Origin of the sequence: Xenorhabdus hominickii, from assembly GCF_002632725.1 — a bacterium.
In the GTDB taxonomy this organism is placed as follows: domain Bacteria; phylum Pseudomonadota; class Gammaproteobacteria; order Enterobacterales; family Enterobacteriaceae; genus Xenorhabdus; species Xenorhabdus hominickii.
Genome location: NZ_NJAI01000003.1, coordinates 27307 through 40079, shown reverse-complemented (window position 1 = coordinate 40079; position 12773 = coordinate 27307). Strand labels below are relative to the sequence as shown.

Genomic DNA, 12773 nt, shown 5'->3' with positions numbered 1-12773 from the left:
TATCTCAGTGACAAAAAGTAATGCTATGTATGACAAAATCTTTTTGCCACTGTGAGCTTATTTTCATCAGCGCAAGCTTATACGTGTTGAGCCACTTTTTACGTCTAAGCCAATTTATTGAATCTATTATTTAAAAATAATAGGGAAACATCGTGCTTAAGTTAACTACTGAATATCACACATCCCAACTACTGGATTTTAGTTGTGATGATTTTGTGTTCCTGTCCTCAAATAAAAGCCTGCATGCACAAGGGTGTTTTACCAAAATAACAACTCCTGCCAGTCATCATGGTGATATTGACAATCCATTGCGTGATCATTTATCTCAATTATTCCATCAGGCTGAACAGGCCGGAATTAAAAATCCCATCGCAGTGGGAGCAATCCCTTTTGATAAACGCCAACCTTCTGCCCTTTACATTCCTTATGAGTACCATTGGCTAGAAAGAGAAACCTTGCGTTTTTCCGCTCCGTCTTCTTCACCAATGTTGCCATTACACAAGTGTCATTCATGGCCCGAAAAAGCAGAGTTTTGCCAGATGGTCTCTCAGGCCGTTGATGCCATACATCAGGGTCAGATTGATAAAGTCGTCCTTTCACGCCTGTTAGACATTGAATTTGAGCAAGAGCCTGACACTATCCAACTTTTTATGCAGCTTAACGCCCAAAATCCCTATAGCTATAACTTCCACCTTCCATTGGGCAACAGCACGTTAATTGGAGCCAGTCCAGAACTTATACTTCGCAAACAGGGCAATGCCATTACGTCTCAACCTCTGGCAGGTTCATCGCGCAGAAGCCGCAATATCGCAGAAGATAACGCCTTACGACAATCGCTGCTGCATTCGGCTAAAGATCACCATGAACATCAATTAGTGATTAACGCAATAAGAAGCGCACTTACTGAACATTGTACTGAACTGATGATCCCTGATTCTCCTTCAATATTCAGTACCCCTTTACTTTGGCACCTCGCCACAGAAATACGCAGCGAATTACGCAATAAACACGCCGATGCACTTTCAGTGGCCTGTCTGCTCCATCCGACTCCAGCACTTTGTGGTGCGCCAAGAGAACGGGCATACGAACTCATCGCTCAACTCGAACCCTTCGAACGTAACTATTTTGGCGGCATTGTCGGTTGGTGTGATGCCAGAGGCAATGGCGAATGGGTCATTGCTATTCGCTGTGGTGAATTATTTGCAAACCATGTTCGACTCTTCGCAGGAGCTGGCATCGTTGCTGACTCCCAACCCAATGCCGAATGGCAGGAAACGGGAGTAAAACTGGGCACCATGTTACAGGCGCTGGGATTATCCGCTAATAAGGAACATGTGTTATGAGTATTGAGTTCAATCGCTGGCCCGAAGAATTGTCACAGCGCTATCGTCAACGCGGCTACTGGCTTGACCTTACCCTTGACGACATACTCAGTCGTCAGGCTACCAATGAAAATACCGCGCTGATTTGCTCGGAGCGACAATATAGCTATCGCCAACTCAATCAACTCGCGGACAATCTGGCTGCCTCCCTCAAACGTCGTGGTGTTCAGCATAGGAAAACCGCCTTGGTGCAATTAGGCAATATTGCGGAATTTTATATCACCTTTTTTGCCCTACTGCGTTTAGGTGTAGTTCCCGTCAATGCCTTGTTCAGCCACCAGCGTAGTGAGCTATTGGCTTACGCCGAGCAGATTAAACCATCATTACTGATCGCAGATCGTAGCCATTCTCTATTTTCAGACAATACTTTTATTCACGAACTGCATACACGCCATCCTTCACTGACAAACGTATTCCTGCGGGGAGATAACTATAGCCCGATAGATTTAACGATACTGACTGATGAAAAAGTGAATGACTTTACCGCGACACCAACACCAGCGGATGAAGTCGCTTTTTTTCAGCTATCAGGTGGCAGTACTGGCATCCCGAAATTGATCCCGCGTACTCACAATGATTACTACTACAGTATTCGCACTAGCGTTGATATCTGCCATTTCAATGCGCAAACACGCTACTTATGCGCCCTTCCTGCCGCCCATAATTACCCGATGAGTTCGCCAGGCGCATTGGGCGTTTTTTATGCAGGAGGTCAAGTGATTATGGCCAACGATCCCAGTGCATCCAGTTGTTTTCCTTTGATTAAACAGCATCGGATCAATGTGGCTGCTTTAGTTCCTCCTGCGGTAAGCCTGTGGCTGGAAGCCATTACTCTGACAGCGGATAAGTCACCGCTTGATAGTCTGACCTTATTACAGGTAGGCGGTGCACACCTGAGTGAATCTCTGGCACGGAGAATCCCTTCGGAGCTGGGTTGCCAGTTACAACAGATATTTGGCATGGCAGAGGGATTGGTGAACTACACACGGCTAGATGATGACGAGCAAACAATTTTCACCACTCAAGGCCGTCCGATCAGTGATGATGATGAAGTATGGGTCGCCGACAATCTGGGCAATCAGCTACCATATGGTGTTCCCGGTAGGTTGATGACGCGCGGGCCTTATACTTTTCGTGGGTACTACCAAAGCCATCAATACAACAAACTCGTATTTGATAAAAATGGTTTTTACTGTTCGGGTGATTTAGTTATTCAAACAGAGAAAGGCTATCTAAAAGTTGTGGGCAGGGAAAAAGACCAAATTAATCGTGGTGGCGAAAAGATTGCAGCAGAAGAAATTGAAAATCTGCTGTTACGCCATCCGCAGGTGATCTATGCAGCATTGATCGCCATTCCTGACTCGCTGATGGGAGAAAAAAGCTGCGCCTATGTTGTTACCCGCGAAGAGATAAAATCAGTCATATTGCGTCGCTTTTTACGCGAGCAAGGTATCGCTGATTACAAACTTCCCGACCGCTTTGAAAACGTTCCATCCCTACCCATGACGCCTGTCGGCAAAATCGATAAACAAAAATTACGCCAAATTGCACAGAACATGTTAGTCCATGTCGGAGAAACAAAATGAGCATTCCCAAAATTAACGATTATATTCTGCCCGTAACTCAAGAATTACCGATCAATAAAGTGGATTGGCCATTTGATAGTCAGCGGGCCGCTTTACTGATCCATGACATGCAGAATTATTTCCTCAATTTCTGGGAAACCGATAGCCAGCTAGTAAAGCAAATGATCGACAATATCGTTCGTCTCAGAAAACAGTGCAAACAACTGGGGATTCCGGTTTTTTACACCGCCCAACCCAACCACCAAAGTGATGCAGACCGTGGGTTATTGAATGATATGTGGGGAGCAGGACTAAATCAGCATCCTGAGCAACAAAGTATCACTGACGCATTGGCGCCTGAAAGCGATGACACCATATTGATAAAATGGCGTTACAGTGCCTTTCAGCGCTCAGATTTAGAACAACAATTGAAAGTCATGGAGCGTGATCAATTAATCATCTGCGGTGTTTATGCTCATATTGGTTGCATGACAACAGCCACGGATGCCTTTATGCGCGACATCAAACCTTTTTTTGTCGCTGATGCACTGGCAGATTTCAGCCGCAACGAGCATATCATGGCATTACGTTATATTGCCGGCCGTTGTGGTCGCGTACTGACGACAGAAACTCTGCTCAACGAAATATCCCCGTCCCCAAAATGGACACGCGAACGTCTCCGTGCTGAAATTTTACCTCTGCTCGATGATGACTGCGGTGATATTGATGATCACGAAAACCTACTGGATTACGGCCTTGACTCTGTAAAAACAATGTCTCTGGTGACACGTTGGAACCATGAAAACCATGACATTAATTTTATCTCGCTAGTGAAAAAACCAACGTTGGCAAACTGGCTCACTCTGCTTAATGATAGACAAGAGTCCAAATAATGAACGCAACTTTCGATTTCAATAATAAACATGTTTGGGTGACAGGAGCAGGGCGTGGTATTGGCTATCACATTGCTAGTCGATTCAGTCAGGCTGGTGCGAAAGTCATCGGGTTGGATCTGGCGTTTCCCGATACTAACCTCCCTTTTACTGCTTATGAGTTAGATATCAGTGACCATGTAGCCGTGAGCCAGCGCTGTCGTGAATTACTCACAGAAGAATCCCGCTTGGATGTATTGGTCAATGGTGCGGGTATCCTGCGAACAGGACGAACAGAAACCCTGAGCTGGGAAGATTGGCAACAATGTTTCAACGTCAATGCCGGTGGAGCTTTTAATTTTTTTCAGGCTGTGATCCCACAATTTCAACGGCAACGCAGTGGAAACATCGTTTCTATCTGCTCTAATGCTGCTCACGTTCCACGGGTCGAAATGTCAGCTTATGGCGCTTCCAAAGCCGCCTTGCGTAGCTTGTGTCAAAGTGTCGGGCTTGAATTGGCTCCCTATGGTGTGCGTTGCAATCTGGTTTCCCCCGGTTCAACGGATACTCCCATGCTACGAGGTATGTGGCAAAATGCTGCATCCAGACAAAACACCATTGATGGTTTTCCTGACAAATTTAAGTTAGGTATCCCTTTGAAAAAAATTGCCTTGCCGGAAGAAATTGCGGATACCGTTCTTTTCCTTGCTTCAGATCTCGCCAGTCATATCACCATGCAGGATATTGTCGTTGATGGTGGAGCAACCTTGGGTAGCTGAGTGAAAAATCCATCTGTGCAATCTAAAAAGCTCAGACAGTGACAGGCGCCATCAGACACGTCAATATAAAGTGCAGACCATCCAAGATGATGGCCTGCACTATTAATAAATCTGTCAATATTCCAAGAGCATGAAATTACCAAATAAAAACAGCCTGAGTGTGCACCCTCTATGTAACAAGTGAGTACCTGATAGCGATATGTATTTCATCGCTTTCACATTCTTGATCTATACTATTGTCCCCTTTTTTATATATTAAAAATACCATGGAACGATTTCTAGAAAACACTATGTACGCCTCTCGCTGGCTACTTGCGCCAGTTTACTTTGGTTTATCATTGGCGCTATTTGCTCTCGCGGTTAAATTCTTTCAGGAAATCCTGCATATCCTGCCGTATATCTTTTCAGTTGCAGAATCCGATCTGATCCTGACGTTACTTTCTTTGATTGATATGACACTGGTTGGTGGGTTGCTGGTAATGGTGATGTTTTCCGGCTATGAAAACTTTGTCTCAAGCTTGGATATCGACGAAGATAAGGAAAAATTGAGTTGGCTAGGAAAAATGGATGCGACATCTCTCAAAAATAAAGTCGCAGCCTCGATTGTCGCTATTTCCTCCATCCATTTGCTGCGCATTTTTATGGATGCCAAAAATGTACCGGACAATAAACTGATGTGGTATGTCATTATCCATCTCACCTTTGTTTTATCCGCATTTGTGATGGGATATCTTGATAAACTTACTCGCCACGACCACTAAGCAATAACTTAACCTCACGCAAACACATTCCCTTGATGCCAGTTGATTCCAACCGGCTGGCATTACGGGCTCCGCTGCTTAGTGGGTTCACTGTTCAGGGTTTCTTTCAATAACGTCTCAATAAAACCGTCCACAACCATTTCAACCACTTCACTTCTGGTTGTTTCCAACCGATTGGCCAAACCGTCTATTTTCCTGATAACAGACATTCTCAGAGAGAGAGAAATCGATTTTTTCTTCTCTTTATCAAGGAAAACATGGCTGGTGACTTCTTCAGCATGGAGACTGAGATGCTGGGCAAGCAGTTCTTCGATCCTTCTCACATCTTTTTTGGTCAGCATCCCTTTATCAATTAACTGATAGGTGTTTCCTATTTTGCTAAATCGAATATCTGCGCAGTAGAGATCTCTCAACTCCCGCAATGCACGTGTTAATGTCGGCTCCGAACAATGGAGTTCCCTAATGATTTTAACCTTACTAACGGGTTTGCCATGTGAGAGCAATAAAGTTAATTTGAAATTTCTAAATTGTTTGGGACTAAGCAGCATTTTTTGATTACCAAATCAGGGATAACAAAAACAAAAAATCCCTACGGTTAACTGCGGGGATGGCCTATCAGCATAGCTTCTACAGCAGGTAAATCAATATTAAAACAGATTAAAGCCTTGCTAGCTCCTTCATTAGTCTTTATTTCTAGGCTGCCTCGTTCTATGCGACTTCTGCTTCTATGCCATAATACTCTGCTCGTTGCAGGATATTCATCGCCCAGTGTTGATGAGTCGCTGGTTCACACATCGCCCCTTGAGATTTGAAAACAGCCTGACTGGCGTTGAGGATATTTAACGCATCAGCATAATCATGGGCGCTGACCATAAACGCTCGCTGGATGCATTTAATCTGCCTCGGATGTATCGCGGTTTTTCCCACCAAACCGTGGGTAATATCTAATTCCAGCTCTTTCTCAAGTAGTTTCAAATCATCGATATGCTCGCAAACGGGCGCGGTCAGAGAGAACCCACGGGCCGCAAAAACAGCAATCAGCATTTTGATGACATATCCCATAGGCCCATCATAAAGCGTAAAAGTACGTGAGCGACGCAGAGATATCACATTCATCAAATCATTACCGCCGATACGCAGGGCAATAATACGTTCCTTGCAAGGATGATTTTTAAGGGTATCAGCAAGTTGATTCATTTGTTGAACATCAAACACTTCTCCCGTTTCCAGTGTAGGCATAATGCAAAGATGTGTTGAGCTAATAATGTCCCACCAATCGGATACCGAAGCGTGGGTAAATTTAGGCAGAACCAGCCCATCAACGGCACTGAGGTTAACATTAGCAACCAGATATCTCCCCATCATCACGTCACGCGGACGGATAAAAATCAGCGGACGTGGATGCTTGCTATCAGAAAAAAACATTTCAGCAGAAGCGGTATCGGATTCAGCCAGTACTTGCAGGGCATGCTTGAGATTTTCGATAGCAACAGGAATATCTTGTTCGTTGACCGCATCTTCCAGACAAATCACCAGAGAGCGCAGACCAGAAATTTTATTGTGTAACACGATTTCTGCAATATCTTGGCGAGTCGCTGGCATATACAGTGTTGCACCAAGTTGATATGGAGAAGGGATAGCTGTCATCACGCAACCTTCTTAATGATTGTCACAGCACGATATTGACCGATTAAGTCACCCACTTCCGTAATAGTGACCTGTTTTTGGCGTGCCAGATGAACCAGTAAAGCAACATCAGGGTCATTTTGAGAACGCACAAGCACGTGTTCCGGTACGCGACGCAATACAGCCCGGGTTGCCTCAGCAATGCCGGGTTTAATGCGATTAATGCTGTCAATCTGGTATTGTTCAGCCAAGTTGGAAATCACCGTTTTGCTCAATTGTAGCAAAGCTCGCTTTTCCTGTGGCTGCCAAATGGCTTCTGGTACAGTATCCAAATCCAGTCGATCACGGCAATCAGCAACGGTATCCACCAGCAATCTGCTGCACTCAAATTCAACCAGATGATCACACTGTACGCAACCATGCAGCCCCTCTTCACACCAGACAGAACGTGATATCAAGCCAGATACCGGCGCTCCCATAATACCAAAAGGAATCAACCAATCGTCGTCACTGGCTGCCAGCCACGAACAGCCACAGGGATCGGCCAATACCACTAAACGCGGAATACCCGAATAGCCAACCCGCCCTTCCAGAGAGTGTGACAGTTCCGCAGTAATGGCCCCTTTCCCCGTCCAACCATCGACAAACACGATCCCCTCTGTGCCATGTTGCTGCTCAATGTACGATAGTGCTGCATTGTCTATTCCGCGATCCCGAATAATACTGATGCCATAATGATAAGAACACTTACCCATCTTTCTGAGTGTCTGATGCAACATAACCCCCAAAGGCACGCCAGCTCTGACCAAACTGACCAGCACAATTGGTGTGTCATCCGGCGTATCACCAAAGCGGGATATCAATGCCTTGGCAAGCATCACGACTTCCGTTGCCAACCGGACAGCCCCTTGTTCCAGCGCCTTATCAAATAAATCGAGATGATAAAGCGTTGGTGCGGGTTCCTGACTCAACATATCCGAGTAGTGGCGCGTGCCCGATTGGATCAACTGTTCCTTAACATCGACAGGCGTCATCTCAATCTGAACTGGCTTTAACAGAAATTGAACATCATCAGAAGCATAACTCCCAGAGAAAGGGGGAAAGCTATTCATTATTTACAGCTCCAAATAAAGAATTCATTAATTTGTCAGCAAATTGGCTTTGCTGGGGCATACCAAACCAATCACAAAGTTGCATGAAACGATAGTCACTCAGACTATCCCCCAGACCAATAACAGGAAAAACACCCCTCTCAGCACGAAGCTTTTGCAAAAGGTGACGAGTTGCCAATCCCTTGTCAACACACTTTGGTAACAAAGTCAGATTGTTATTGTTTTGGTGAAAATAAAAATGAAAGTCACCAGAGTCAGACCACTCTGCTATTGCCTGAGTCAGTGCTTCAGCCAGCACATCAAGATCGTCCAGATTATCGCAATTCCGGTGCTTAATAATCAGGAAAACAGGCATATCACCATACTCATAATCGATACGTACCCATGCATCCATACCGTGTGATGCGATCAAACAATGAGCCAGGCGTTCCAACTCCCGCAATTTATCCCGATACGGCATCAATGCTGACAGCATATGTGATCGCCAGTGCTCATCAATTGAACCTTCCGGTGTCAGGATCACCGCGCCATGCGTGACAATACACCAAGAATGGAAAGGGAGCTGCACGCGATGAAACTGCTCTGTGTTTCTGGCCGTTACAGGGATAACCTCCGCATGAGCCAGCAACCAGTCAACCAACATGGACTGCTTTTCGATCAGATAACTCTGAGGAGAGCCTTTTCGATCCAAGGCTCCCACACGAAAAAGTGACATATCTGATGTGTTGTCCATCTTGCGGTACGATTGAAATAGCGTGTCATCAATATCGGTCAAAAAAACGGGCTTAATCATAGGCAACAAGCTCTACAATGGGAGACACACGGGTAAGCTGTGCGATTAACGCCGGATCAACGGCTGTTTTCGGCGTTTCAAGGCACAACAGTACACGGTCGAATTTCTGGTGCGCGACATTGTAGAGAAAATTGGATATGCCAAGTCCGTAATTATCGGTAAAAGCCATCACTGACTGAATAGCATGACCACAGGAGATTGGAGAGCGCGTTGTCGAACCAAACATCACTGATGCACCTTCTTGCTCAAGCCGCTCAGCAAGGAGAAATGGTTGCCAGACAAATTCACTCGACCCCAACACCAGCATTTTCTCACTCACTTTGGCATGAATATCTGTGCCGAGATCACATTGAATTTGATCCAGACCCAAACGTCCCCAATTCTGGTTGCCAATGATGTTGATTTTTCCCCGTGCCGTGACATTGACTTGAGGCATAACCGGAACAGGTGCAGAGGGATCCGCTTCCCATTGCCAATTGCCTTCAATCAGGGAAACCGCAGAAACCGGTAGTGGGCTGCGCTTCATCACCGATTCACCACTCCAATCCGTCAACGTGACAGTGACGATACGCTCAATATGCTTAAGCCCACTGTTGCGTAGTGCATCCAACAGATTAAGGAATGTATTACCGGTAGTCGCCTCATCATCAATCAAAACCAGAGTACGCGCACTCATCACCCGCTGACGCAACCGGTTTTCGGCTGGCCAGTAAATCAGATGATCGGTTGCGTGACTGTGATTCTCCTTAAACTCACACAATAGATCGCCATCAACGGGATGGCGTGTCGAGGTCAGAAAGACAGGAGCATCAACCTTATCCCGTGTTTCCTGAAATACCCCAGCCGCCAGCCCGACAGCCGTTTCCGCCATGCCAATATACAGGACCGGGCCGGGAATATTAGCGGGAAACTGCTCAGATAATTTCCGATAGACCGAACGCATGGTTGATGGGCAGACAGGAATATGCCGTCCCAATACTTTACTGACAAATAAGAATGCCCTTTTGGGGTTACGTCGTTCAGCAACATCAAATAGCGCTTCCAAAGATGTGGTGCCGCGAGATGCCGTTACCGTCAACGTTCCACTGTTTAATTTTTTCTGATAAACCTGAGTATCATTTAATGCTGTCATGATGGTGCCTTTTTAAAAAAATTTCAGTCCGTTTTGGATCGCAGATGGAAACGGCAAGAATCCTCTCATAAACTAAATTCCGCTATTCAGGCAAAAACTATTGTTAAATTGCCAAGAGTCAACATGGTAACACTCAGCAATCTTTCCTAATTCGGTGAAAGATACGTCGCAGTCTAGGGTTGAGAACAAGCACATGTCAATCATATTATGATTTTTTAGTTTAAAATTTATTTGACTTTTTTGCACGAAAAAGAAATCATAAAAAATGAAGCCAGATTGTTCTCTATCACGCAGTTAACAACCAAACATACTGTTTATGGGAATCATAATATGACAGATTTTTGGCTACCTATTTGTCATATTATGATTTTTTAATACGTGAAATTAACGTGATTCACCGACAAACAGCATATGAGGTGTCATTAATGGTTTCGTTAAACAAAAATCAGTCAGTTTCGCTCGCCAAACAGAGCGCTTCACTGGCTAAAGTTGATTTTGGTCTGGGATGGGATCCCGTCGCTAAAAAGAAAGGCTTTTTAGCAAGTTTATTCAGTGGTAGCAGCGATGAAATTGATCTAGATGCAAGCTGCATACTGCTTGATGGAGCTGGCAATACCATCGATACAGTGTGGTTCGGGCAACTGAAATCAAAATGCGGTTCCATACTACACACCGGCGATAGTCTGACAGGTGAAGGTGACGGCGATGATGAAGTTATCCGTGTCGACCTGATCAAACTGCCCGCCAAGGTCGAATACCTCGCTTTTACCGTTAACAGTTTCCGTGGCCAAACCTTCAATGACGTTGAAAACGCCTTCTGTCGTGTGGTTGACCAAAGTGGTAAAGAACTGGCTCGCTATCAGTTGAATGAGCAAGGTGCTCATACTGGCATTATCATCTCTTCTCTGCGCCGTAACGGGGGTCAATGGGATTTCACAGCACATGGCGTTCCTTGCCATGGTCAGACTATTGACACTATGTATCCTCAGATCGTTGAGACGGTGGTACGCTAATGAATCTGATGCCCGGGGGAAATGCCCCCGTTTCCAACCAGACCGTCACCGTACGGGTTCTGTCAGGTGCAGCCATTGATGTCTCAGCTTTCCGTCTGTATGCCGATGGCAAAGTTAAAGGCGATCCAGATATGGTATTTTATGGTCAGCCCGTTAGTGATGACAACACCATTCGTCTGGCTGGCGACAATATCAATACCTCATTCAGCGTCAACTTGCCCGCCTTAGGGCGGGATGTCCAGAAAGTGGCGTTCACCGCAACCTGCGACGGCAATCAAACCATCTCTAACCTGCATAGCCTTACCATTCAGGTCGAGCTGAACAGCAGCGTGATTTTGCAGGGGAATGTTGAAGTGCAAGGGCGCTCGGAAGCCGCCTTGATCCTTGGTGAACTGTATCGCCGCAATGGAGAGTGGAAATTCCGCTTTATTGCTCAAGGCTTTAATGGCGGTCTTAAACCTCTGGCAGAGCATTTTGGCGTGGATATCATTGATGATGCACCAAAATCAACACCCGCTCCAGCTCCAGCATCAACTGCACCAAGCAGCATTAGTCTCAGCAAGGTTTCGCTGACAAAAGAAAAACCGGCTATCAGTCTGAGTAAACGCGATAACTTCGGCGAAATTCGCGTGAATCTGAACTGGAACCAAACGCCCTCCTCTTCCTCCTCAAAAGGTCTATTTCAGGGCATGTTTGGTTCAAACAAAGGCGTGGATCTGGATCTCGGGGCCTTCGTCCGGCTGCGGGATGGAGAGCGCGACGTTATCCAAGCATTAGGAAATGGCTTTGGTGATTACCATCATGAACCCTATGTACAGTTACAGGGAGATGATCGCACCGGAAGTGTGAGTGACGGTGAATGGCTTCACATCAATGGTCGTGAATGGAAAAACATCAATGAGGTTTTGATCTACGCCTTTATCTACGAAGGGGCACCCAGCTGGGACAAGACTGATGGCGTCGTCACGATCTATGTCCCTGATCAACCCCCCATAGAAACTCGTATGACGGAAGGTTATAACCACAAAAACATGTGTGCTATTGCCCGCCTTGTCAATGAAAACGGTGCCATCAAAGTAGAACGCATCAATCAATACTTCAGTGGGCACAAAGAAATGGACAGAGCATTTGGATGGGGCTTCAGCTGGTCAGCCGGCAAAAAATAGCAGCCTGTTTTTACACAACTATGTCTTACACAATGATGTCTTATACAGAGAGTTCTTATACAAGGGATTCTTACACAACGAGTTCTTACACCAACGGAGGGACTTATGTCCTTTTTAAATAAAATCAAGTCTGCATTCAATGCAGGCCGCGAAGAGTTAACCAACCAAGTTGGCCGCTTCAAGAACAAAAAATTCATGGAAGGCACAGTAGCCGTATGTGCACACGTTGCAATGGCGAGCAACGGTGTCAGCTCAGAAGAAAAGCAGAAAATGATAGGGTTTATCAAAAGTTCTCCTGAGCTGAAAGTTTTCGATACCACTGAAATTATCGAATTCTTCAACAAGCTGGTCAGCAGCTATGAATTTGATGCTGACATTGGCAAAGGTGAAGCCATGAAATTCATTATGGCACTGAAACAACAGCCGGAAGCGGCGCAGCTTGCTTTGCGTGTCGGTATTGCGGTCGCCAAAAGTGATGGTGACTTTGATAACAACGAAAAAAATGCTGCCCGCGAAATATGCATAGCCCTGGGCTTTGCTCCGGCTGATTTCGAACTGTAATCGCAGATAAT

At 45.6% G+C, this 12773-nt stretch carries 13 protein-coding genes; 8 read left to right on the top strand and 5 right to left on the bottom strand.

Annotated elements, in window-relative coordinates:
- The first annotated feature begins 152 nt into the window (after positions 1 to 152).
- From Xhom_RS45380 to Xhom_RS45400, 5 genes are all read left to right on the top strand, one after another.
- Positions 153 to 1343, top strand: coding sequence for an isochorismate synthase (locus Xhom_RS45380; protein WP_069317066.1), 1191 nt, complete (start codon positions 153 to 155; stop codon positions 1341 to 1343).
- Positions 1340 to 2968, top strand: coding sequence for a (2,3-dihydroxybenzoyl)adenylate synthase (locus Xhom_RS45385; protein WP_069317067.1), 1629 nt, complete (start codon positions 1340 to 1342; stop codon positions 2966 to 2968). The genes Xhom_RS45380 and Xhom_RS45385 overlap by 4 nt, the downstream gene beginning before the upstream one ends.
- Complete coding sequence (locus Xhom_RS45390; protein WP_069317068.1) at positions 2965 to 3840, top strand: isochorismatase family protein; 876 nt, start codon at positions 2965 to 2967, stop codon at positions 3838 to 3840. The genes Xhom_RS45385 and Xhom_RS45390 overlap by 4 nt, the downstream gene beginning before the upstream one ends.
- Positions 3840 to 4598, top strand: a complete 759-nt coding sequence (dhbA, locus tag Xhom_RS45395; protein ID WP_069317069.1) for a 2,3-dihydro-2,3-dihydroxybenzoate dehydrogenase — start codon at positions 3840 to 3842, stop codon at positions 4596 to 4598. The genes Xhom_RS45390 and dhbA overlap by 1 nt, the downstream gene beginning before the upstream one ends.
- Before the next feature lie 266 nt (positions 4599 to 4864).
- On the top strand, positions 4865 to 5359 hold the full coding sequence (locus Xhom_RS45400) for a TIGR00645 family protein (RefSeq protein WP_069318492.1): 495 nt from the start codon (positions 4865 to 4867) through the stop codon (positions 5357 to 5359).
- A 62-nt stretch (positions 5360 to 5421) separates the two neighbouring features.
- Here Xhom_RS45400 and Xhom_RS45405 read toward each other — a convergent pair whose 3' ends face one another.
- The 5 genes from Xhom_RS45405 to Xhom_RS45425 all read right to left on the bottom strand — a co-directional run bounded on the left by Xhom_RS45405 (position 5422) and on the right by Xhom_RS45425 (position 10022).
- Entirely contained in the window at positions 5422 to 5907 is a 486-nt protein-coding gene (locus Xhom_RS45405; RefSeq protein WP_069317070.1) for a tellurium resistance protein TerW, read from the bottom strand.
- A 160-nt stretch (positions 5908 to 6067) separates the two neighbouring features.
- Entirely contained in the window at positions 6068 to 7006 is a 939-nt protein-coding gene (locus tag Xhom_RS45410; protein WP_069317071.1) for an HpcH/HpaI aldolase/citrate lyase family protein, read from the bottom strand.
- Complete coding sequence (locus Xhom_RS45415) at positions 7006 to 8097, bottom strand: cysteine protease StiP family protein (RefSeq protein WP_069317072.1); 1092 nt, start codon at positions 8095 to 8097, stop codon at positions 7006 to 7008. Before Xhom_RS45415 ends, Xhom_RS45410 begins: the two co-directional genes overlap by 1 nt.
- Positions 8090 to 8890: a hypothetical protein gene (locus tag Xhom_RS45420; protein WP_069317073.1), complete on the bottom strand. Its 801-nt coding sequence runs from the start codon at positions 8888 to 8890 to the stop codon at positions 8090 to 8092. The genes Xhom_RS45415 and Xhom_RS45420 overlap by 8 nt, the downstream gene beginning before the upstream one ends.
- A complete protein-coding gene (locus Xhom_RS45425) occupies positions 8883 to 10022 on the bottom strand; it encodes a phosphoribosyltransferase domain-containing protein (protein ID WP_069317074.1) in 1140 nt (379 codons plus the stop codon). Before Xhom_RS45425 ends, Xhom_RS45420 begins: the two co-directional genes overlap by 8 nt.
- Before the next feature lie 425 nt (positions 10023 to 10447).
- On the opposite strand from Xhom_RS45425, the gene Xhom_RS45430 reads away from it, so the two are divergent.
- From Xhom_RS45430 to Xhom_RS45440, 3 genes are all read left to right on the top strand, one after another.
- Complete coding sequence (locus Xhom_RS45430; RefSeq protein WP_069317075.1) at positions 10448 to 11035, top strand: TerD family protein; 588 nt, start codon at positions 10448 to 10450, stop codon at positions 11033 to 11035.
- Positions 11035 to 12201, top strand: a complete 1167-nt coding sequence (locus Xhom_RS45435; RefSeq protein ID WP_069317076.1) for a TerD family protein — start codon at positions 11035 to 11037, stop codon at positions 12199 to 12201. Before Xhom_RS45430 ends, Xhom_RS45435 begins: the two co-directional genes overlap by 1 nt.
- Before the next feature lie 105 nt (positions 12202 to 12306).
- Complete coding sequence (locus tag Xhom_RS45440; protein ID WP_069317077.1) at positions 12307 to 12762, top strand: tellurite resistance TerB family protein; 456 nt, start codon at positions 12307 to 12309, stop codon at positions 12760 to 12762.
- The last annotated feature ends 11 nt before the right edge of the window (positions 12763 to 12773 follow it).